The organism is Ktedonosporobacter rubrisoli, assembly GCF_004208415.1.
GTDB lineage: Bacteria > Chloroflexota > Ktedonobacteria > Ktedonobacterales > Ktedonobacteraceae > Ktedonosporobacter > Ktedonosporobacter rubrisoli.
In genome coordinates this window covers 8171833-8192587 of sequence record NZ_CP035758.1, presented here as the reverse complement: position 1 = coordinate 8192587, position 20755 = coordinate 8171833, and the positions used below count along the sequence as shown (strand labels likewise).

Genomic DNA, 20755 nt, shown 5'->3' with positions numbered 1-20755 from the left:
ATCTCCTACCAGAGAAAAATGCGGTTCTAGAAAAAAACGGCGAACCGAGCTATCTTGCTAGATAGTCCGGTTCGCGGCAAGCCACACAGTGGCTAGAGAATGCTTAGAGGCCACGGGCATGAGCATAACGCTTGGCTATCTCATCCCAATTGACTACATTCCACCATGCGGCCAGGTACTCAGGGCGGCGGTTCTGATATTTGAGATAATAGGCATGCTCCCAAACATCATTGCCCAGCACAGGATAGAGGCCATCCATCAGCGGGCTATCCTGGTTGGCAGTCGAAGCAACCTGAAGCGTGCCATCTTTACCCAGCACGAGCCAGGCCCAACCGGAGCCAAAGCGCTTGGCACCCGCATCGTTGAAGGCATTCTTGAAGGCATCGAACGAACCAAAGGCAGAATTGATAGCATTTGCCAGATCGCCTGTGGGCTCGCCACCCCCGCTAGGCTTCATGATCTGCCAATACATGCTGTGATTCGCATGGCCGCCGCCATTGTTGCGCACAGCAGTACGCACATTATCTGGTACCTCGTTGATGCGGCGCAGCACATCATCAACCGCGAGGTTCTCAAAAGAAGTGCCCTTGACGGCTGCATTCAGATTGTTGACATATGCTGCATGGTGCTTATCGTGATGCAAGTGCATCGTCTGCTCATCGATGTACGGCTCAAGAGCGTTGTAGTCGTACGGCAGAGGTGGAAGCTCGAATGCCATAAAACATCTTCTCCTTACTTAAATATCTTACGAGACAATTTGCCTCTCGCTACGTTAGGGTTCGTATACCCATGATTGGTTTAACTGTGCCAATCATAACCGGTGAGCCTGTAATCTGCTTACCAGTTAGTTGTATGCGATGTGAAGAGCTGCTGTCAAGCAGAAGAATTTGTTCTCGCCTCTATAACACGGCTCCCTACGCCACATCGTATACTTCTTTCTTTAGTATATCCCAAACTCGCTAGTCTGTGCAGGCATAGACGGAAAAAAAGACCGCGCTGGCACGAACAGAGCAACGGGCTCCTGAACCAGCGCAGTCTTCTATGCGTTTGCATACATCTCTAGCATAACTGTTTTCTATGCATCCCTGCACATTTCCAGGAATTCGTGCTCACCATGAATATTGCGCACAAGCGAGAGCCGCACACGCTGGAAGCCGGCGCGCTCATAGACGCGGATGGCCCGTTCATTCCAGGCCAGCACAAAGAGGCGAAAGTGCCGGGGCGCAAAGGTAGCGCGTGCAAAATCAAGGCCCGCCTCGACAAAGGCCAGGCCCAGGCCTTTACCGGTAAGATCGGGCCGCAAGCCCAGGCCAAGATCTAGCGTCTCTTTGTCGATCAGCACGCCTATCGCGCCGCTATCCCAGACCAGGGCCGAGGTGCCAAAATTAAAGAAGCCCACAAGTTCGCCACGCTCATTGCGCACGCCATAATATGGGCTGCGCCGGTCCAACATCTCAGCCAGATCATCCTCGCCAGCGGGCTCATCTCCCCCCAGGCTATACACCGCATAAGGCCCACTATAGCGCCAGGTATAAATCTCCTGTGCATCCTCCCTGTTTAGTAGAGCAAACGTAAACTGCATGGAGCCACCTTTCCAGCTTCTAGCCCTTACTCTCAGCGGGGCGCGGCCGCTTCAGTTCCTCAAGCACATTGAGGAGCGCATCAATCTCTTCAGGCGTATTATAGAAATGCGGCGCAATGCGCACGCTGCGATCATGGGGACGTGCCGAGACATAGATATTGTGCACGGCCAGTTCATGACCAATCTGCTGCACGCTCTGCTCAGCATGGGCCGGATGCGGCAAGAAGCAGACAATTCCCGAGCGCTCGCCCTCGCCCACAGGCGTAATCAGCGGATATTCCAGGCGCTGCAAACCCTCTATTACCTGTGCCGTCAAACCAAGAATCCGAGCCTCCACAGCCTGCATTCCGCCATCAAGGCACTCGAAAACGCCAAGCGCGGCGTCCAGGCCGATATTGGGCAACTTATTGGCGCTGTGCTCAAAGCGGGCAAGGCTGCTCTTCAAGGGCTGCTCATAGGCAAAAAAATCAAACGGCTCCTGCATACTCAGCCAGCTTTTGCGGCGCATGTGCAGGCGCGCAGCTAGTTCATCGGAGACATAGAGGATGCCCGTAGCCTGCGGCGCCAGCAGCCACTTATGCGCGGCAGCCGCAAGAAAATCAACCGCGAGTTCCTGCACATTGACCTCCAACGCGCCCAGGGCCTGGAAAGCATCGATGCCACAGAGCACGCCATGCTGATGGCAATAGGCAACAATCTGCGCAATATCGTTGCGGTAGCCAGTAGAGAACTCCACAAGGCTTAAGCTCACAAGGCGTGTACGCTCATCGATACTGGCAATCACATCTTCGGCCAGAATACGATGCTCGCGCGCCGGCACCGTGCGCACCTGGACGCCTGCCTCGGCCAAATTGAGCCAGGGATAAACGTTGCTGGGGAACTCGCCCTCCGCGCTCACCACCACATCGCCCTTTTGCCAGTCAAAACTATCGGCAAGTGTCATCAGCGCATCGCCAGTGCTTGCCAACAAAGCAATCTGCTCGGGTCGCGCATGCATCAGGCTGGCCAGGCGACGATAAGCCCCATGGCGATAGGCGTCCCAGCGCTCCTTATGAACACCCCCGAAGGCGCTACAATCAGCTAAATATTCCTGAAGCGTATGAACGACCGGGCGAGGCAAGGGTCCGTTGGAGGCATGATTCAAATAGATACACTCACGAGTCACCGGAAAGAAAAGCTGGCGTAGCTCCTGTACCTCCTCACCCTCCTCGTGAAATTCGTGCTCACCCTCCTCGGCAAGCAAGAGCGATTGCAGCATATCATCTAACACAGGCAAAGGCGAAACTGGCATCAGTAGTTCCTTTCCAGGCAAAAGCCGGTCCTCAGCGGGCTTGAGAGGGCAACTTTTCTCCCAAGTATGAGCAATGGGTCAAATTTTGCGATAATCGCCACATTATGTTAAGATTATGCAACATATTGTTAGCCCAATTATAACCTGTTTCAACCATATGCAGCCATCTTTAAACATAGGCCGGGGCAGAGCTTGCCAGGCTACTGTTCCCGGGGCAGCGAGGCGAGGGAAAACCACGGGGAAACAGGCGTCACAATTCATATATATAAAACGTGATATAGGCAAAAATACAATTTCGGCTTTTTGACGAAATTGCCCAGCTAAAAGTATTTTATTAATTATCGTGTTTGGAGCAATATATGGCTCAGAATCAGGAGCAAATTTTTTCGGAAGCGCAGAGAAGTAGGCTAAAAACCATTCTGATTGTAGAAGATGATCTTGATATTGGCGAAGTGCTTACGCAGGCTATTTTGCAAGAAACGCCTCATCGGGCAATATTAGCGGCAGATGGATTTACAGCGCTGAACATCGTGAGTAAAACAAAACCAGATTTGTTTATTTTAGATTATCAATTACCACGTATGAACGGAATCGAGCTATACGACCAGCTGCATAAGAAAGAAGAGCTGAAGCACATTCCCGCCATGATGATCAGCGCGCGCCTACCTCAACAGGAACTCAGGCAGCGTCAGCTTCTCGGCATGAATAAACCGCTCGACCTTGACGACTTCTTTAACGCCATCGAGCGCTTGTTGGCCTGAAAGCAAGAGTGAGCAGCCTCAAGCATCAGACAAAGCCTACTGCAGATTCTCTCTGGGAGAGTGCGTTTCATAGGCGCCATCCAGGGCTACGAGCAAGGTCTGGAAAGCCTGGACCAGTTCATGGTTGCAAAGGCGGTAATAGACTGTATTGCCTTCGCGCCGCGAGAGCACCAATCCTGCCCGCAAGAGCTGCTGTAAATGCTCAGAAGTCGTGGCGGCCGAAAGTCCAATCGCTCTGGCAATATCGCCAGAGCGCATTTCTGGCACTGCGCCTGGACCATCGTCGTCAGAGAGGGCCAGTAGCTCTAGAATATAGCGCCGGCTGGTATCGCACACGGTTGATAAAAAAGAATCGACAAACTTATCTACCTCTGGAGGACGGCGAGGCACCTGATTGGTGGGAGGTGGCTCAGGTAATAGGGATGAGTCTTTAGGGGACATGCGGGATTTCTCCAATCGTTAATGTATTTTATAGCTAAACGCTCTCCAATAGCAGGAGGATAGATCTTGCCAGCGCTACATGTACTCATCCATAAGCGTACCTTGCCACGTTCGAATTAGCAAGTTTTTCGGCCAATACCTGAAAAGGGTGAAGGGAGAAGCTTGCAGCCTGGCCCTGGACGCCTGATTAGCGACCAATACCCTGCATAAATCCCTCTTTACTGACCCATTCTGGCCAAAGGGCCTGGTTACTTCAGGATAGCCATAAAGTTTTTGTCACAGGACCCTATGATACAATTTTTGAGACACCCAGAGGAAGTATGCCACACTTGCAGATATCAAGTAGGCTCAGGAATCATTTACTGAAAAGGGAGTGTCAGAAAACTGTCGATTGTGAGATGTTGAATAGACAGAAGAAACGACGCTTGACAGACAAAAATGTCCTATGATAAGCTTCACGCATCTGTTCAAAAAAGTAAGCAACAAGGATATCGATGAAGCAATGATGAAACGTCCACACTACCTCCAACTCACCTCTATCCTTGCTCATCCTGCGGGTGTGATCGCGCCGCATGCGGCGCACTGCAAGAAGTAAGAGCAGAGACAAGTTCTTCCCATTTCTCACCCTTTTTGGGCACAGACCATCTCTTCTTCGCATCGCGCCACCTCTTGATACCCTCTTTAGTTCTCCATCATCTCAATCATATGCACGTGCGAAAGGAATCATGTTTGATGTTTCACCTGCCTGAAGATTTTCTCCACTTTATGCGCGAGGTCTACGGCACAGAGGCGGCCAATGCCTGGTTTCAACGCCTCCCTTCTTTATTGGAGGAATACGCCCAGCGTTGGCAACTCACGCTCTTGCCCCCGTTTGAGAATCTTTCGTTTCACTACGTGGCACCAGCTATCCGTGCTGATGGCACGCCAGTAATTCTGAAGACATCCGAGTTTTCCGATGAGTTTGAGCATGGACTGGCTGCGCTACGCATCTTCAATGGGCGAGGCATCGCTCGCCTGCTGGAGTATGACGAGGAGAAAAAGGCCATGGTGCTGGAGCGTTTGCAACCGGGAACTATGCTTGAGTCACTGGTACCAGAACAGGATGTGCAAGCCACATCTATTCTGGCCGGAATTATGCGTCAACTCTGGCGACCGGTACCCGAGGAGCACACCTTCCCGACTGTTGAGCAATTGGGGCAAGACCTGACGCAGCTCCGAGCGTACTACGCTGGTGGCTATGGCCCGTTTCCGCCGCGCCTGGTTGAGGAGGCGATAGATCTCTTCGCGACATTAAGTGCCTCGGCTCCTCAGACCATGCTACTGCACGGCGATCTCCACCACTATAATATCTTACAGGCGCAGGATACATGGTTGGCTATTGATCCTAAGGGAGTGGTTGGTGATCCCGGGTATGAGGTGGGAGCCTCGTTCTTTAACCCTTTGCCTCGCATCCTTGAAGCGCCCAACCTGGAGCAGATGCTGGCCCGGCGCGTCGCTCAACTGAGTGAGGAATTGGGAATGGAACGAACACGCATACGCGGATGGGGATTGGCACAATGTGTGCGCAACGCGTGGAGTATGGTAGCGCATAACCAGTTGAGCGTGAACCCGCAAGGAGTACTTCGATGTGCAGAAATTCTTTCGCGTCTCACCTTTTGATACTCAAGGCTCTCCCATTACGCCTGCCCGATCCTGCATTATTTGCTGTGCATGCATCACTGCCTCGTGCCGTGAAACGCAGGGTCTTCCGACCTTTTGATGAAGAACGGATCTTCCTTGACAGATAGAGAGGGCTGGCTCAGGCTCTTTATCTCTGGCGCGTATAGTTGAACGCGATACAAAAATATGAGGAGAAAGCAGCTAAGCTAGAGACGAAAAAGAATGGTCTACGTCAAGAGTTGGAGCTGCTCAAGTTGCAAGAAAAGCAGCTAGATCTCGCCTCACTTTTATCAGATATGCAAGAACTAAAGGAGACTTGGCCTAAAAAGAATTTCAATGCACGTCTGAATCTGGTAGAATCTGTCATAGATACCGTCTTTATAGATCCCGCTTCACCTCGGTTGTATAAGGTGGAGACTGTCTGGAAATTTCCTGAGTGAGGCATTGATACGGGGTATGTCCTAAAGGGTGGGGTATCGAAAATGTCCTGGGACTCTGAAGAGGATGAGATACTAAATAGTAAGCAAGGAACGCCTGAAGGAACTGTAGATAAATTTTTAAGGTTGTTTCCTGCAAGATCTCTGGAAGGTATTAGACAAAGAGCAAGGTTTCTTACAGGCATGCGGCAATTCCAGGAAGAGTGATGAACAGAAAAGTAGCAGCATTCTCGCTACGAAACTTAAACCATATAAGGGAGCAGGATTTATGTTTGACCGCCTTGTTAGAGAAAAACGTAAGCTGGAAAGTTGAGGGGCATAATGGTTGTGCTTGGGAAAATCGTAAAATCTGACTCACACATCAACTATGTTTGCCAGATCCATGGGCCACACGAAGTAGAGGACGAGCCGGCCCCCGTAGACTATGCCTTTGGCCGCTTTGTACGCGTCGCGATCCGCACAAGGCCGGCAGAGCAGTTGGATAGCCTATTTGCTTATGCGCCAGAGAATCGCCAGGAACCGACTAGCTATGCCGTAGGCGTGATCTATGACACGATTTTGCTCAATCCCGCCTTTGGCTCGCTTGGTCCCCGCCTCTCTAACGAGAGCCAGGTAGAACTTTTCTCGCCCGATTACATTGCCGAGAAGGCTGTGCTGATTTATATTATGATGCTTGGGATGGTCGAGATAGCCCCTGATGCTGGCGGGAATGCTAACGTGGTCTCGGTGACCCATGGCATACCGCTGGTCTCGCTAGAGCTGGGCAGCGAGGTTGAGACGATGAGTGACGAGGAAGTGAGCGCCTTCCATTATTTCAGAGATCCCGTGGAGAGCGGAAGGCAACAGCGTTACCTTCACATGGGTTATCTCCCGCATATTCTGACCCAGCGCAGCAGCTTACTGCCCATGGTCACCCTGCGTATCATCGACCAGCTAGAACGCCTCTTCCCGCAAAATCTGGCCCTGCTCTCAATCGTGAAGCGTAACTTTGCCTGGCGGCTCAAAGTAGAAACAACAGGCTAGCGGAGGTTTTTTTGATGATCGATCCAAACGGCTCCTCGCCTATGCCTGCACGCACGATGCGCAAAGCCGTAGGAATTGCTAAAGGCCCTGGCGAGACCACGCATGAGTACACCTTTGTCTCACGCGACGATGAGCAGGAGCTGAAGAACGGCGAGTATGTCTATTACGAGCTTGTCGATCCTGAGCAAGTGGGCACCAACGGTCAGAGCAGCCCTATGCGCCGCGTGCTGGGACGCATTGTCAAGCGCGTTCCGCTCCAGCTCTACCCCGACACTTTTCTCGGCGAGCCGGAGATCTCGCCAACGCAGGTAGCCGCCATGGTTGGGTATAACGCGCGCACCAATGAGCTTTTTGAGCTGCACGTCGCCATCATGGGCTACTACAATCCAGCCACCGAATCCTTTATCAATCCCTGGATTCCGCCCCAATCGGGGACACAGATTTTCCTGGCCGACGATCGCATGCTAGCCGAAATCTTGAGCCGTAAGCAGGATCGCCAGCCCGGCTCGGCCACCATCGGCTCCCTGCTGACCCGGCCCGTCGATGCCGTACCAGTCGTGCTCTCAGTTAAGGATGTGGTCAGCACGCATATGGCCATTATCGCCAGCACTGGCGCCGGCAAGAGCTACCTGGCCAGCGTCCTGATCGAAGAGCTTATGCAGCCCCACAACAAGGCTTGCGTCCTGATCATCGATCCGCACGGCGAGTACGGCACCCTCGATCAAATCGCCAACGCGCCGCAATTCAGCGAAGCCGGCAACGGTCGAGGCGCCGGTTATCGGGCCCAGGTCAAGGTCTACAAACCTGAACAGGTCAAAGTGCGCGTCTCCACGCTGGAAATGGGCGATATGCGCGCGCTTCTCCCCGAGATGACCGAGAAACAGCAGTATCTCTTGAGTCGAGCCCTCCGCAAAGCACGTGATATGAAGAAAGGCATGCCCTGGGGCGTTGCCGATCTGAAGATAGCGATCAAGTCAGTGGCGAAGCAGAAGAACGACGAAGATGGCGAGGGAGCCGACGATGCCAGCACCGCCCACGCGCTAACCTGGCGCGTTGAGCAGCGCTTCGAGAACAGCTTTACCTTTGACGATACGCAACACCTTGACCTGCCCGAGATATTCAAGCCCGGCCAATGCACGGTGCTGCAGCTTAACGAGATCGATGAGCGCGATCAGCAAGTTATCGTGGCTACCTTGCTGCGCCGCCTGTACAGGGCGCGCATGGATACAGAGAAGGGCAAGGTGCACAGCGGCGATCTTTATCTTCCTTACCCGGTCTTTGTATTGCTTGAGGAAGCTCATCACTTTGCGCCCAGCGGAATCGGGGTCGTCTCGACAAGCATTCTTAAGCAAGTGCTGGCTGAGGGGCGCAAATTTGGCATCGGTGTAGGTCTGATCAGTCAACGGCCGGGCAAGCTGGATGCCGACGTGCTGAGCCAGTGCCAGACGCAATGCATTATGCGCATTGTTAATGAGATCGACCAGAAGAGCGTTGCCGCCGCCATCGAGGGCGTCGGGCGCGAGCTGCTGGGAAATCTGCCCGCGCTCTCCAAAGGTCAGGTTATTGTCGCCGGAGCCAGCGTCAACACGCCGGTCATTTGCCGCGTACGCAAGCGGCACACAACGCACGGCGGCGAAAGCAAAGACGCTCCCGACATCTGGCAAAAATACTTCAGTGCCGAGGCCCAGGAAAGCCGGCGGCGTACCGAAGCTCCCCTCAACGGCAATCGAGGCTTTAATTTGATGAGATAGGGATATTTAGACATGCACAGCCTGTTTCTGCCTGGCAGTCAGGGCCCTTTGCCGCATCGTGCAGTCAGAACATATGGGCATACTTTTACAGCGATAGGCACGAAAGATTATGCATAGGACAACGAACCGCTCATCGCCCTATATGCTTTTGCTCATCGCTCCTGTGGCATGGGCTGCCTTGCTGTTATTCACGCGCTTTATCGCGCCAGAGGGTATCCTGGCCTTTGCGCTATTTTTCCTGATTTTGAGCGTGGCCCTGACCAGCACGCTGGCGCCTGTGGCCTATTTCACGGGCTCGCGAATCTTCTCTTCGCAGCGCTATCGAGCTACCGCGCGTCACGCGCTACGCCAGGGGGGCTTACTCACGCTCATCGTGGTCCTGAACCTGATCTTGCTTGCCCTCCATAGCTGGAGCATCTTCACGGCCATCGTGATTGTGGTAGCCGCGCTGGTTCTGGAAATTCTCTCGCTGGCTAGAAAGGCATAGAGCATGGAAAATACGCGCATCCTGGTCATTCGTCCCGGCGCCATTGGCGATGTTTTGCTCTCTTTTCCGGTCATCGCGGCGCTAAAGGCGCAGTATGCCCATCCATATGTGACGCTGGTCAGTCCAGAACCCATGTTGGAGCTGGCCAGAGCCACGGGCATCGCCGAGGGCACATCGCATTATGGTTCGCCGCAGTGGAGCGAGCTCTTCTTAACGCCGGAGAGGATTGCTGCGCGCGGCGGTTCATTGTTGCGCGAGCAGCTGCGCGACTTAGAGCTAGCTATCTGCTGGTTTCGCGATCCAGATGGTCTTGTGGAACAGAATCTGCGCGCCGCCGGAGCCAGGAGGGTAATCGTGGCTCCCGGTCGCCCGGTGGCTGAGGCACATATCCATATCGTTGATTACCTGGCCCGAACCGTGGGCGTTAAGGTTGATCTGGCGCAGGCCCGCTTGCAGCTTGCACCCGAGCTTACGCAGGTTGGCGCGGCTCCGCCGGTACCGTGGATCGCCATACAACCGGGAAGCGGTGGCGCAGCGAAATGCTGGCCGCTCACTTCCTATGCCGAGCTGATTACGGAGCTCTGGCAGCGCAACATTCCTATCCTCTTACTGGGCGGTCCGGCCGATCAAGAGCGCCTGGCCTACCTGCAAGCCAGGCTCAGACCAGCGCGCAGCGAGCTCCTCACCATCCTTGAAGATGCCCCCCTGCTCACCGTAGCCCGCTACCTTTTACGCTGTCGGGGCTACCTGGGCAACGACTCCGGGATTACGCACCTGGCGGCTCTGCTCGGCATACCCACTATCGCCATCTTTGGCCCCAGCGATCCGGCTATCTGGCAGCCAGCAGGGCCGCATGTCAGCATCCTACAAGAGCCGGAACTGGCAAACTTGCATATAGCTAAGGTAATGTATACAATAGAGACGTTCTTCAAATGCTAGAGACAAAGCATAAATCTGCCAGCTTAATAACATCCCAAAAACAATAGAAGGTGAGCGCGTACAAGAAGGGGAGCTTTTGTGGCACCCGGCAGCCTGGCGCGCCAACTGGAAAGGTCTTTTAAATAAAGGCGTTTGTAAAAACTGAAAGTTTGAGGTGGAGAGCAATAATGCGCGAAGATCGCTCAAGCCAGAACCCGCAACTCCCGCAGGGCGAACCTATTATTCCCTTATTACCGAGCAGGCCCGCCACAAATCAGCTCCCTGAAGAAGTTCACGAGGTGCTTAAACGCCCCGATCCTCTCTTCCCGCTGCCTCAAACGCTTCCGCCCGGCGGGACCTTCGGGCAACGCTTCCCCAAAGCGTTACGCACCGATCGAAGCTATCTCATTTTTCTGCTAGCGCTTGTACTCGCCATCATTAGCGGCTTTATATTAATCAACTTCGTCACCTCCATATATGCCCAGATCACTACCCCAGCCATGCAGCACGAAGTCATGCCCCAGGATGTAAAAGTCACGCCCGCCGGAACTATTGATATTCGTCCCACCTTTCCTCCTCCATCTGGCGGCAAGGGCTCTAACGAGAGCAGCCAGCCATCCGGCTCAAGCAGTGGCGGCAAAAAAGATATCTCTCTACAGGGAAAACAAAGCCTGCACATCCTCGATCTGCCCTCTAGCGTGCAGGGAGGCACAACGGTAACTGTGCACGTCACGGGCGGAGAACCGAATACAGATGTTAAACTATTGCTGGACTACGGTGCACAGTCAACGCTCTCAGTGAGCGCGGCACAAACCTTTCAAGCTGATGGCAGCGCTCAGCTTACCTGGCATGTGCCCGATCTCCAGAGCTCGTCCGCAGTTAGCGCGCACATCACAGCCATAGGCCAGGATCAGAGCGGCGCGACGGTCATATCTCAAACAGTCGAAATACAGATCATTTAGGGTCCGGTGAGTATTTGCCTATTTCAGGCGTATACTTTTTAAGTATATTATGCAATAGCCAGATTCGCCTTCATCTGCAGTATTTTTTAATATTTTCTTTTAGCTTTCCCAAGTGGGAGTAAAAGGTAGCTTATTTGCTTAGAGGACAAAATATGACGCAAACTGAGGAAATACGCCAGGTCCAGGATGCAATGCGCGCCCTGCGCCACAACGTGGGACAGGTCATCATCGGCAAAGAGCAGGTTATCGATCTGCTGATGGTCGCCCTGTTGTGCGAAGGGCATGTATTGTTTGAGGATGTGCCGGGCATTGGCAAAACGACCCTGGCCAAAGCTCTCGCCCGCTCTCTCGGCTGCACATTTCAGCGCATTCAGTTCACCCCTGACCTGCTCCCATCCGATATCACCGGCATTACTTTCTACAACCAGAAAAAGGGGGAATTCGAGTTCCGTCCGGGCCCTTTGCTGACCCAGGTTGTGCTTGCCGACGAGATTAACCGCGCGACCCCACGCACGCAGTCTGCCTTGCTGGAGGCTATGGAAGAGCGTCAGATCAGTGTTGAACGTGAAACATTGCAGCTTCCGCGACCCTTTATGGTGATTGCCACCCAAAACCCTATCGAGCTAGAAGGAACCTTTCCCTTGCCGGAAGCCCAGCTCGACCGCTTTCTGATGCGCCTGCGCCTGGATTATCCCAGCCACGCCGAAGAACGCTTGATCCTGCAGCGCTTCAAAGAAGGGCAGCCCTTGCAGGATCTCACGCCAGTGCTCAGCGCCGAGGCCCTGCAAAGTCTACAGAAATTGATTCGCCAGGTCCACGTGGAACCTTCTATAGAAAACTATATCGTCGAGCTGCTGCGCGCCACGCGTACGCATAGCGCCGTCGAGCTGGGTGCCAGCCCGCGCGGAACCCTGGCCCTGTATCGCGCCAGCCAGGCCTACGCAGCCATTCAGGGCCGCCATTATGTTATTCCCGATGATGTGAAACATGTGGCTCTGCCCGTTCTTGCCCATCGTATCATCCCGACAAGCCAATCTCGTCTACATGGACGCGTCATGGAACAGATAGTTACAGACATCCTGAGCAGTGTTGCCGTGCCGGTAGAGCAGTTATGAACAAAAACTGGTATTATTTTAGTGCCGCCGTCGTGCTGGCCGGTATTATCATTCATCTGCCCTTGCTCTTCGTGTGCGGCGCGCTGCTGCTCTTGATTCTTGCCCTCACGGATATCTGGGCCAAATATTGCTTTCACGCCTTGCACTATCAACGCCAGTTCAGCGAGGAGCGCGCCCTCTTTGGCGAAGAGATCACCTTTTCGCTGCAGATCGAGAACTCCAAACTGCTGCCGCTGCCCTGGTTAGAGGTCGAAGACCTGCTGCCGCTCTCCTTGAGCATTGAGGGCGAGAATCTGCGCAAGCGCATCCTGAGCGAGCAGATGCGCCTTGAATGCCTCTTTAGCCCGGGCTGGTATGAGCGCGTGACGCGGCGCTATAGCGTGCGCTGCTTCGCCCGTGGCGTACACGCCTTTGGTCCCGCAACAGTACGCAGTGGCGACGTTTTTGGCTTCATCAGCCGGGAGATGGAGCTTCCAGAACGCCAGTATGTCCTCGTCTATCCCCTCATCCTGCCCCTGAGCCGCTTCAACCTGCCCGCGCGCCATCCCTTCGGAGATAAACGGGCGCCGCGCCGCCTGCTAGAAGATCCTTCGCGCGTCATCGGGACCCGCGACTATATCTACGGAGATAGTCTGCGCCGCGTCCACTGGAAAGCGACGGCCCGCACGATGCAGCTCCAGAGCAAAGTTTACGAGGCCACAACCACCTATACCATGGAAATCTTCCTGAATCTCGATGGGCGTATCGATACCCACTTTGGCATCCATCCCGAATTACAGGAGCTGGCCATCTGCGCCGCCGCCTCGGTTACCGACTGGGCCATCAACGAAGGCTACGCGGTAGGGCTCTATGCCAATACCATTTTGTTCATGCCTGAAGAAGTAGATCTGCCACAAGCCATGCTCAACGGTGAAGAGGAAGAGGCGGATCTAGAGGAGACGGTCGCCGCTCAGGTGAGGCGCAGGCGCGTGCATATTCCCGCGTCAAGCAGCGTTGAGCAACGCCGCCGCATCATGGAAGTTCTGGCCCGCGTGCAGCCCTATTTTAACTCTTCAATTGAGAATATTATGCAGGCCGAACGGACGCGCCTGCCGGCCGGGGCAACTATCGTACTGATTACAAGCAGGATCAGCGACCAGATGCTAGATATCCTGACCCGCATGCGCCAGGGTGGTCACGCGGTGACTATCCTATTTGCCGGTGACGCAGCTGCGCCCACGCAGCTGGCCGACACAAAGATCTATCATCTCGGCGGCACAGATACCTGGAGCGCGATCCTACAGGCCTGTAGCAAGGGAGAGGAGCCAGCAGGCTTACGATTTTGAGGGCAGAGCAACAGCATTAGCTAAACGCGTATTGAGCGGAACGGGAATATAAAGGGCTGGCAGCGTCGGCATAGCACCCAATGCCCGCTGCCAACAAAGTACTCAAGACTCTATAACATCAAGACACTATTTTAGCACGATAAGAACAGAACACTATAAGTACGGTAAAAGCAAGAATAGATAAGAACTGACAACGGGATACACTCAGACGTTGGGAACCCAATCTTCTGCGTGCGGAAGCGTGCTGTCAAGCTGTTCGGGCTCTACAGCAGCGGGGGTCACAGCGGTATTGCTGCTGGGGCGCACTTGTAAAAGTGCCTCTAGCTCGGTCTGCTTATAGAGTCTTTGTCGCTTAATGCCCTGCTTGTAGCTTCTTAAAATCCCTCGACTGACATACGTATACAATGTTGATAGCTTCACGCCAAGCAGGTGAGAAGCTTCATGCCCATCTAGATAATTTTCCCCATTTAACTCGATCATCGTGTGGCCCTCCTTCCAACGGATATCGCTCAGGCTTCCTGTTCTCAATCATAGAAGGCAACAGTTATTTTGTCAATCATAAACGTGTAAGAATGATTACGATATCCTATTAGCTCTCTGTTTCGCCCCTCCGCAATGTTTGGGGATTGCGAGGCCTGGCTGCTCTTTCTCAGGCCAGAGTCGGGCCGAGGATTTGAGCAAGATACGAGAGGTTTTTTTCTTCTTCTGCAGGTAGAATAGAAGTACGTCCTAATTATAAAATGATTCCCCTTTATGAGCTCTCTTGAATGCAAGAAGGGCAGGAAGAAGGGTAATAGCTGTAAATACCTGTGAGCAGTATCAATCAATCAGATGTTGGAGGAAATCGGTCATGAGAAAAGTAATTGCACTCGAATTCATCACCATTGATGGGGTTATACAAGCTGGAGGAGGGCCAGAGGAAGACACCAGTGGAGGCTTCGCGTATGGTGGGTGGGTAGCTCCCTATGGTGACGATGTTGCTGGAAACATCGTGAGGAAGCAGTTGAACCTGCCGTTTGATCTGTTGTTAGGGCGCAAAACCTTTGAAATCTGGGAACCGTACTGGCCGCAACATGCTGACGGCTGGCCCGGCGTCATGTCAGCGACCAAGTACGTCGCCTCAAATACCATGACTTCTAGCGAATGGCAGCCCACAGTGTTTTTAAGCGGAGACATTGCGGAAAAAGTCAGCAAACTCAAGCAACAGCCAGGGCCTGATTTGCACGTGTTTGGCAGCGCAAATCTCCTTCAGACACTTATGAAGCATGATTTGGTCGATGCATTCTGGCTCAAGATCTATCCGCTGACCTTGGGCAGTGGGAAACGGTTGTTTACCGATGGCACCATCCCAGCCGCGTTTAAGGTGACAGAGAGCCAGGTCTCCCCAAGTGGCATCATTCTCGTAAATTACGAGCGTGCAGGCGCGGTTACAACAGGAACGATATCTGCTGTCTGACACCTCTGAAATCGTGCGGAGCCTTCCCACACGTGCTCCATGCACATCTCGTGCGCACTGTAGAAAATCAGCAAATCGGTGAGCAGCAATTCGAGGAGACGCACCTATCCCGATTTTCCCGTCGCTTTCTCGGACTGAGAGATGCTGGCCAAGCGTCAGCATCTCTTGTTACCGAGTGCCTGAATTACAAGAAATGGCGTACAGTCATCCACTTCTCAAGCCATTGTTGCGAAGCAACTGCACGCTTCATGGGCGTGCTTCTAACATAACCAGCTTGCTTGAAAACTTCCAGGAAAATTTTGCGCTTGTGCGAGAGCTTCTTTGAGCTAATTTCCCTCTGACACGAAAGTTGGAAGGGCGAAAGAGCGTTAATGCTGCCACGAATACCCCACTTTCAAGAATCGCGAGGAACGTCTGGGACCGTCTGCTCAGGCAATCAATGCCAGCTTCGAATCGACATAAATCGAGTAAAATCTAGTAGAGTCTAGCCGAATCAAGTTTTATTGACATCCATCCACATTAATGGTACAACATAGAAGAGTTAGGTATTAAGTTTAACTCCATGTGCAAGTCCTTTCGCCGCCTGCGGCGAGCCGTGTGGAGAAAAGGCCAGGGTATGTTCCAGGCCCCCAGATAAAAGATGCACATCGCGTTAATTCAGTAAATACTAGTGCATCCTCAACCATATTCGAGGGAGATGATGTGGGACACCCCAAGCTCGCACAAGCCTGTTTATTGCCATTTCCCAGACTCTTGTTCGTGCACTAGATAAAGCGAAGGAGCAGACGTTTATGTCAACGACGATACCAAACACTGGCAACACAGCACAGAATACCACTCCCACAAAACCCAATAAAGGTGGACTAGAAGGCATCGTTGCGGCCTCAACGGCGATCAGCAAGGTCGATGGTACCGCGGGACGCCTTATTTATAGAGGCTATGATATCCACGACTTGGCGCGCAGTACCTCTTTTGAGGAAGTTGCGCACTTGCTCTGGTTTGGGCATCTCCCCAATAAGCAAGAGCTGGCCAGCCTGCGTAGCAAGCTGGCGGCAGAGCGCAGCATTCCAGACGGTGTGATGCAGACCATTCGGGCGCTGCCGCACACCACCGAGCCCATGGACGCACTGCGCACAGCGGTCTCGGCCTGGGGTGCCAACGTTATTACTGGCAAGCCAACGATTGAGCAGACCATTGCCCTAACGGCGCGCTTCCCAGTGTTTCTTGCAGCTTTCCAGCGCCTGCGCCATGGTCAGGAGCCACTGGAATCGCGCCCAGAGCTAGGCCACGCCGCCAACTATCTCTATCTTCTGCGTGGAGAGGAACCCAAAGAAGAGCATGTCAAAGGGCTCAATTCCTATCTTGTGTTGCTGTCGGATCATGGCATGAACGCCTCAACCTTCACTTCACGTATCGTAGCCAGCACCGAGTCGGATATCGCCTCCTCAATCGTAGCGGCCCTTGGCGCGCTCAAAGGACCTCTGCATGGCGGGGCGCCTTCCAAAGTGCAGGATATGCTCATGGAGATCGGCACCGTCGAAAATGCCGAAAGCTGGCTGCGCGAGGCCATCAGCGGCGGCAAGAAGCTCATGGGCTTTGGCCATCGTGTCTATAAGACGACAGATCCGCGCGCCGAAGAGCTGCGCGAAATGGCACGGGTGGCCGATCCCACCGGCTTTGTCCTGGCCCGGCGCGTCGAAGAGCTGGCCCTGTCCCTGCTCGATGAGCTCAAGCCCGGCCGTCGCCTCTACACAAACGTCGAGTATTATTCGGCGGCCTTAATGAATTCCGTGGGCCTCTCCGGCGATCTCTTCACGCCAACCTTTGCCGTGAGCCGCTGCGCTGGCTGGACGGCCCATGTATTGGAGCAGGTGAGCAACAATCGCCTGATTCGCCCTGAGGCCGAATACACCGGCCCGATGGACCTGCACTTCGTGCCTTTAAACGAGCGCTAGCAAATGATCCCTGGATATCAGTTCGATATCCAGGGATTTCTATCTCTATGCCTATATTTATCATCAGCCGTTCCCGGCAAGACGAAGGATCGCCATGACACACAGCAAACCACCAGCAAGCAGACCAGGCGTATGGCAGCTCTTACGCATTTGGGGCAGCATTGGTCTGCAATCTTTTGGGGGCGGAGCTTCAACAACCTTTCTGATTCAGGACGCATTCATTGAGAAGTATGGTTGGCTCACCGAAGAAGATTTCTCGCGGCTCTGGAACTTGAGCCTCTTCACGCCCGGCATTAATCTTGTGGCCATGACCGCCCTGATTGGGCGCCGGCTGGGCGGCTTATGGGGCATGCTGGCCTCGCTGCTCGGGCTGCTCCTCCCCAGCGCCACAATTACCTGTCTGCTGACGGCGGGCTTTACGCTGATCGAGCACTTTCCGGCAGTGCAGGCTATTTTACGCGGGGTTGTCCCTGCTACCGCCGGCATTATGCTGCTGGTGGCAATTCGCTTTGCCGCTCCACAATTTGAGCTTGTACGCAAAGAGGGACTCTGGCGTCAGCTCGCCAGCGTGCTTATCATTCTTGGTTGCGCCCTGGCAATTATCGTATGGCAAGCCTCTGTAATTCTTGTCTTGCTGGCTGCCTCTCTGGCAGGGATCGCTATCTTTACCCCCTGGCAGCAGCGCCCAGGCCGTCAAACGTCACCGCGCCAGGATTAAGCAGCGCGGGCACTGTTTGCCGGCTAAGACCCACAGAATATAACCCATCCATAGCATGACAGAAAGATTGATGATGATCGATCCATTTACCTATTTTCTACTCTTCTTCAAGGCTACTTTATTCTCGTCAGGCGGCTTTAGCAATCTGCCCAGCCTGCACCAGGACCTGTTAGCCAACGGTTGGGCCACCGAAGCCGATTTCGGCCAATCCATCGCCATTGGCCAGATCAGCCCCGGCCCTAATGGTCTCTGGGTGATCAGTCTTGGCTATTTTACTTATGGCTATCTTGGCGCTCTGCTGGCTTTGATTGCGATCACGCTACCGCCGTTGCTGGTCCTGGCCATCGAAGCCGGCTACACGCGAATCGAAAACCAGCTCTGGGTAAGTGGTCTGATGCGCGGCATCTCGCTGGCCGTCATTGGCATCTTGCTCACTGTAGTCTGGGCCATCATCGGCAGGTCGGGCCTTGACTGGCGCAGCTGGCTCATCGCCCTGGCCGCCCTGCTTCTGGCCGCCAAACGCGTCAACATCATTATTATTCTGGGCCTGGCCGCGCTCGCCGGCTACCTTATTTATCGTTAAGGCCGGCATACTGCTTTACTCAGCAGTAGGGAAAAATCAGGGCAGGCCTCAGCTTATGGCCCGGCTATAGTGCGCCGGAGCATGGCCGACAATGGCCTTAAAATCCTTGATGAAGTGGGCCTGATCGAAATAGCCCAGCTCCAGGGCTAGCTTTGACCAGTTCTGCACCTCGCCCGCCGCTACGCGCTCGGCAGCTTCGTGGAGGCGATAGCGCTTAATTACCCATTTCGGGCTGATCCCCACGTAGTCGCTAAAGAGCCTCTGCAGCGTCCTTGTGCTCAGATTAAAGTGCCTCACTACATCCTCAACGCTGGTAAGCGCGCGCTCAAGAATGATGCTGTCGATAATCTGCTGAACCAGTTCTACACGTTCATCTGGCTCTGGCAGGCGCGCACTGAGAAAATGCTCGGCCAGCTTAATGGCCTGAACCTGCTCATCTTGGGCCTGAATCGCCAATTTCAGCTCCGTAGCAGCGGGGCCAAAGATCGTCGAGAGCTCGCTTGAGCGACCGGTATAGTGCGAGACGGGCCGCTTGATGAAAGGATAGAAGCCGCCGGGCTTGAATTGGATACCAAAGACGCGCCCCGCATTGGTAAGCACTGTGCGGGACTTGCCCCGCCAGACGCCGGTTAGGCGCGCTTCATCCGGCTCAACCGTCAGATGAACACAGGGATAGGGGAGATTCTCAACGCTATACGGTTCTTGTCCGCGCAGATCCCAGCTCACAAACCAGTAATGAGCCACAAAGAAGGCGAGATCAGCTGACGGCGCATAGCGAGCCAGGTCTATCTTTCTCTCATCATATTTGATATTGAGCAGCCGGCAGCGCGTCATAGGCGAAGCTGGCTGCAATACCGGGTCCAGACGCGCATAACTCTCGCTCAAATTGAGGCCTCCTTTTGTGCATCGCTTCTATTCCAAAGCCAGGGGAGCGAACCGTTGAGATGTATGTATCATAGCACAAATTTTCTAAGCTGGCGCGTTTTTACAATACGCTGAGCTCCGCATATGCTAAATTTCTCATAGGGAGATTACCCGACGCCAGCCAGGCAGCTGGCATGGGTCAGAAACCAGGAAAGCCAACAATAAATATGGAGGAGCATAGAATGAAACTTAATTACGTTTGTCTACTAGTTAGCGATATGGCAAAAGCTGTGAGCTTCTGGCGCGATGTCGTGCAGTTACCGGTAACCTTCTACGACGAGTCGGTAGGCTTCGCCTCCTTCAATACTGGCGAGGCTACGCTGGCGCTCTTCAGCCGGGCCAGCCTGGCGCAGACGCTGGATAAAGCCATACCAGCGCCCGCATCTGCCAGCCATCCTACCTATGTCGCCTTTGAAGTAGATGACGTTGACGCTAGCTATGCCGCACTTGTCGAACGGGGCGCAGCTTCGCTGGCTGGCCCACAGGATCGGCCGGCTATGCAAACGCGTAACGCCTATCTTAGCGATCCCGATGGACACATTCTTGAGATCTACGGCGCATTGAGCAAGGCCGAATAAGTACAGCAGGCAGGACGAGAGAGTGCACGTCAGTCGCGCAGCGAGCCTGCTTAAAGGCGTTGCGCTCTCTTTTGCCTTTGCTGCTGAAGTGCATCAAAGCAGCCCATGTTCGCGCGCAAATACAACTGCCTGCGTGCGGTCGCGCAAGCCCAGGCGACTGAAGAGGCGCGCGAGATGATTTTTGACGGTCCCCTCGCTGATAAACAGCTGCCTGGCAACTTCGCGATTGGTGGCGCCCCTGGCAATCAGGCGCAAAATGTCACGTTCCCGCCCGGTCAGGTCTGGTGCCTCTCTGTCCTCTTTCCCGGGCTCAACTGAGGGAGTCACAGCCTGTGGCTTAGCGGGCGGGCTGATCAAATGCTCTATGACCGCCGCGTCGAGCTGATAAATGCCTTCCACTGCGGCAATAATGGCCTTGGCCAGATCTGCGGCGGGCATGTCTTTGAATAAATATCCCCGAGCGCCACCTCGCAGAGCTCCTTTGATATAAGCATCATCGTCAAAAGTCGTGAGCATGAGAATGCAGCAATCGGGCTGTTGCTTGAGAATCTGAGCAGTAGCCTCGATGCCATCAGTGCCCGGCATGCGAACATCCATAAGGATCACATCGGGACACAGGGCTCGGGCCTGCTCTATAGCCTCCTGGCCATTTTTCACTGACCCGACAACTGTTAAGCCTGCCTGCAGACGCAGCAATGAGACGATGCCGTCGCGGATCAGTTGTTGGTCATCGGCAACCAGCACACGAATAGTTGCGCGATTTTCTTCTGTGCTCATATGCTTGCTTCC

General features: G+C 54.0%; 21 protein-coding genes. 14 read left to right on the top strand and 7 right to left on the bottom strand.

The window, feature by feature from the left end; genetic code table 11:
* Window positions 1-103: 103 nt before the first annotated feature.
* The 3 genes from EPA93_RS35500 to EPA93_RS35490 all read right to left on the bottom strand — a co-directional run bounded on the left by EPA93_RS35500 (window position 104) and on the right by EPA93_RS35490 (window position 2873).
* Entirely contained in the window at window positions 104-718 is a 615-nt protein-coding gene (locus EPA93_RS35500) for a superoxide dismutase (RefSeq protein ID WP_129892054.1), read from the bottom strand.
* Window positions 719-1075: 357 nt separating this feature from the next.
* A complete protein-coding gene (locus EPA93_RS35495; RefSeq protein WP_129892053.1) occupies window positions 1076-1582 on the bottom strand; it encodes a GNAT family N-acetyltransferase in 507 nt (168 codons plus the stop codon).
* A gap of 19 nt (window positions 1583-1601) precedes the next feature.
* Entirely contained in the window at window positions 1602-2873 is a 1272-nt protein-coding gene (locus tag EPA93_RS35490; RefSeq protein ID WP_129892052.1) for an aminotransferase class V-fold PLP-dependent enzyme, read from the bottom strand.
* A gap of 359 nt (window positions 2874-3232) precedes the next feature.
* Between EPA93_RS35490 and EPA93_RS35485 the strand changes: the two genes are divergently transcribed.
* On the top strand, window positions 3233-3634 hold the full coding sequence (locus tag EPA93_RS35485; RefSeq protein WP_129892051.1) for a response regulator: 402 nt from the start codon (window positions 3233-3235) through the stop codon (window positions 3632-3634).
* A 36-nt stretch (window positions 3635-3670) separates the two neighbouring features.
* Here EPA93_RS35485 and EPA93_RS35480 read toward each other — a convergent pair whose 3' ends face one another.
* Window positions 3671-4075, bottom strand: coding sequence for an ArsR/SmtB family transcription factor (locus EPA93_RS35480; RefSeq protein ID WP_129892050.1), 405 nt, complete (start codon window positions 4073-4075; stop codon window positions 3671-3673).
* 732 nt (window positions 4076-4807) lie between these two features.
* Here EPA93_RS35480 and EPA93_RS35475 point away from each other — a divergent pair.
* The 8 genes from EPA93_RS35475 (at window position 4808) to EPA93_RS35440 (ending at window position 13752) form a co-directional block, all read left to right on the top strand.
* Entirely contained in the window at window positions 4808-5734 is a 927-nt protein-coding gene (locus EPA93_RS35475; protein WP_165423616.1) for an aminoglycoside phosphotransferase family protein, read from the top strand.
* Window positions 5735-6498: 764 nt separating this feature from the next.
* On the top strand, window positions 6499-7194 hold the full coding sequence (locus EPA93_RS35470; RefSeq protein WP_129892048.1) for a DUF8166 family protein: 696 nt from the start codon (window positions 6499-6501) through the stop codon (window positions 7192-7194).
* Window positions 7195-7208: 14 nt separating this feature from the next.
* Complete coding sequence (locus EPA93_RS35465) at window positions 7209-8945, top strand: ATP-binding protein (RefSeq protein WP_242527210.1); 1737 nt, start codon at window positions 7209-7211, stop codon at window positions 8943-8945.
* 109 nt (window positions 8946-9054) lie between these two features.
* Window positions 9055-9432, top strand: a complete 378-nt coding sequence (locus tag EPA93_RS35460; protein WP_129892047.1) for a hypothetical protein — start codon at window positions 9055-9057, stop codon at window positions 9430-9432.
* A 3-nt stretch (window positions 9433-9435) separates the two neighbouring features.
* A complete protein-coding gene (locus tag EPA93_RS35455; protein ID WP_129892046.1) occupies window positions 9436-10371 on the top strand; it encodes a glycosyltransferase family 9 protein in 936 nt (311 codons plus the stop codon).
* Between the two features lie 167 nt (window positions 10372-10538).
* Window positions 10539-11312, top strand: coding sequence for a hypothetical protein (locus EPA93_RS35450; RefSeq protein ID WP_129892045.1), 774 nt, complete (start codon window positions 10539-10541; stop codon window positions 11310-11312).
* Between the two features lie 152 nt (window positions 11313-11464).
* Window positions 11465-12427, top strand: coding sequence for an AAA family ATPase (locus tag EPA93_RS35445; RefSeq protein ID WP_129892044.1), 963 nt, complete (start codon window positions 11465-11467; stop codon window positions 12425-12427).
* On the top strand, window positions 12424-13752 hold the full coding sequence (locus tag EPA93_RS35440; protein ID WP_129892043.1) for a DUF58 domain-containing protein: 1329 nt from the start codon (window positions 12424-12426) through the stop codon (window positions 13750-13752). The genes EPA93_RS35445 and EPA93_RS35440 overlap by 4 nt, the downstream gene beginning before the upstream one ends.
* 204 nt (window positions 13753-13956) lie before the next feature.
* On the opposite strand, the gene EPA93_RS35435 is transcribed toward EPA93_RS35440, so the two are convergent.
* On the bottom strand, window positions 13957-14232 hold the full coding sequence (locus EPA93_RS35435) for a helix-turn-helix domain-containing protein (RefSeq protein ID WP_129892042.1): 276 nt from the start codon (window positions 14230-14232) through the stop codon (window positions 13957-13959).
* 370 nt (window positions 14233-14602) lie between these two features.
* Here EPA93_RS35435 and EPA93_RS35430 point away from each other — a divergent pair, with 370 nt between their 5' ends.
* The 4 genes from EPA93_RS35430 (at window position 14603) to EPA93_RS35415 (ending at window position 18464) form a co-directional block, all read left to right on the top strand.
* Window positions 14603-15208, top strand: coding sequence for a dihydrofolate reductase family protein (locus EPA93_RS35430; protein WP_129892041.1), 606 nt, complete (start codon window positions 14603-14605; stop codon window positions 15206-15208).
* A 791-nt stretch (window positions 15209-15999) separates the two neighbouring features.
* Window positions 16000-17163 carry a citrate synthase/methylcitrate synthase gene (locus tag EPA93_RS35425; protein ID WP_129892040.1) on the top strand — a complete coding sequence of 388 codons (1164 nt, stop codon included), beginning with the start codon at window positions 16000-16002 and terminating at the stop codon, window positions 17161-17163.
* 94 nt (window positions 17164-17257) lie between these two features.
* A complete protein-coding gene (locus EPA93_RS35420) occupies window positions 17258-17881 on the top strand; it encodes a chromate transporter (protein ID WP_129892039.1) in 624 nt (207 codons plus the stop codon).
* 70 nt (window positions 17882-17951) lie between these two features.
* A complete protein-coding gene (locus tag EPA93_RS35415; protein ID WP_165423615.1) occupies window positions 17952-18464 on the top strand; it encodes a chromate transporter in 513 nt (170 codons plus the stop codon).
* A gap of 48 nt (window positions 18465-18512) precedes the next feature.
* On the opposite strand, the gene EPA93_RS35410 is transcribed toward EPA93_RS35415, so the two are convergent.
* Window positions 18513-19349, bottom strand: coding sequence for a helix-turn-helix domain-containing protein (locus tag EPA93_RS35410; protein ID WP_129892037.1), 837 nt, complete (start codon window positions 19347-19349; stop codon window positions 18513-18515).
* Window positions 19350-19570: 221 nt separating this feature from the next.
* Here EPA93_RS35410 and EPA93_RS35405 point away from each other — a divergent pair, with 221 nt between their 5' ends.
* Complete coding sequence (locus tag EPA93_RS35405; RefSeq protein WP_165423614.1) at window positions 19571-19966, top strand: VOC family protein; 396 nt, start codon at window positions 19571-19573, stop codon at window positions 19964-19966.
* 93 nt (window positions 19967-20059) lie between these two features.
* Here the strand turns inward: EPA93_RS35405 and EPA93_RS35400 are convergent, their stop codons facing one another.
* Window positions 20060-20743 (bottom strand): response regulator, encoded by a 684-nt coding sequence (locus EPA93_RS35400; protein WP_129892035.1) that lies wholly within the window; start codon window positions 20741-20743, stop codon window positions 20060-20062.
* Window positions 20744-20755: the final 12 nt, after the last annotated feature.

What these genes read in the sequence shown, in the direction of transcription:
- EPA93_RS35460 (WP_129892047.1), top strand. Translation starts at nt 9,055, where the DNA reads ATGCATAGGACAACGAACCGCTCATCGCCCTATATGCTTTTGCTCATC.
- EPA93_RS35455 (WP_129892046.1), top strand. Translation starts at nt 9,436, where the DNA reads ATGGAAAATACGCGCATCCTGGTCATTCGTCCCGGCGCCATTGGCGAT.
- EPA93_RS35415 (WP_165423615.1), top strand. Translation starts at nt 17,952, where the DNA reads ATGATGATCGATCCATTTACCTATTTTCTACTCTTCTTCAAGGCTACT.
- EPA93_RS35405 (WP_165423614.1), top strand. Translation starts at nt 19,571, where the DNA reads ATGAAACTTAATTACGTTTGTCTACTAGTTAGCGATATGGCAAAAGCT.
- EPA93_RS35450 (WP_129892045.1), top strand. Translation starts at nt 10,539, where the DNA reads ATGCGCGAAGATCGCTCAAGCCAGAACCCGCAACTCCCGCAGGGCGAA.
- EPA93_RS35480 (WP_129892050.1), bottom strand. Translation starts at nt 4,075, where the DNA reads ATGTCCCCTAAAGACTCATCCCTATTACCTGAGCCACCTCCCACCAAT.
- EPA93_RS35425 (WP_129892040.1), top strand. Translation starts at nt 16,000, where the DNA reads ATGTCAACGACGATACCAAACACTGGCAACACAGCACAGAATACCACT.
- EPA93_RS35430 (WP_129892041.1), top strand. Translation starts at nt 14,603, where the DNA reads ATGAGAAAAGTAATTGCACTCGAATTCATCACCATTGATGGGGTTATA.
- EPA93_RS35465 (WP_242527210.1), top strand. Translation starts at nt 7,209, where the DNA reads ATGATCGATCCAAACGGCTCCTCGCCTATGCCTGCACGCACGATGCGC.
- EPA93_RS35400 (WP_129892035.1), bottom strand. Translation starts at nt 20,743, where the DNA reads ATGAGCACAGAAGAAAATCGCGCAACTATTCGTGTGCTGGTTGCCGAT.
- EPA93_RS35500 (WP_129892054.1), bottom strand. Translation starts at nt 718, where the DNA reads ATGGCATTCGAGCTTCCACCTCTGCCGTACGACTACAACGCTCTTGAG.
- EPA93_RS35440 (WP_129892043.1), top strand. Translation starts at nt 12,424, where the DNA reads ATGAACAAAAACTGGTATTATTTTAGTGCCGCCGTCGTGCTGGCCGGT.
- EPA93_RS35490 (WP_129892052.1), bottom strand. Translation starts at nt 2,873, where the DNA reads ATGCCAGTTTCGCCTTTGCCTGTGTTAGATGATATGCTGCAATCGCTC.
- EPA93_RS35485 (WP_129892051.1), top strand. Translation starts at nt 3,233, where the DNA reads ATGGCTCAGAATCAGGAGCAAATTTTTTCGGAAGCGCAGAGAAGTAGG.
- EPA93_RS35475 (WP_165423616.1), top strand. Translation starts at nt 4,808, where the DNA reads ATGTTTCACCTGCCTGAAGATTTTCTCCACTTTATGCGCGAGGTCTAC.
- EPA93_RS35420 (WP_129892039.1), top strand. Translation starts at nt 17,258, where the DNA reads ATGACACACAGCAAACCACCAGCAAGCAGACCAGGCGTATGGCAGCTC.
- EPA93_RS35495 (WP_129892053.1), bottom strand. Translation starts at nt 1,582, where the DNA reads ATGCAGTTTACGTTTGCTCTACTAAACAGGGAGGATGCACAGGAGATT.
- EPA93_RS35435 (WP_129892042.1), bottom strand. Translation starts at nt 14,232, where the DNA reads ATGATCGAGTTAAATGGGGAAAATTATCTAGATGGGCATGAAGCTTCT.
- EPA93_RS35445 (WP_129892044.1), top strand. Translation starts at nt 11,465, where the DNA reads ATGACGCAAACTGAGGAAATACGCCAGGTCCAGGATGCAATGCGCGCC.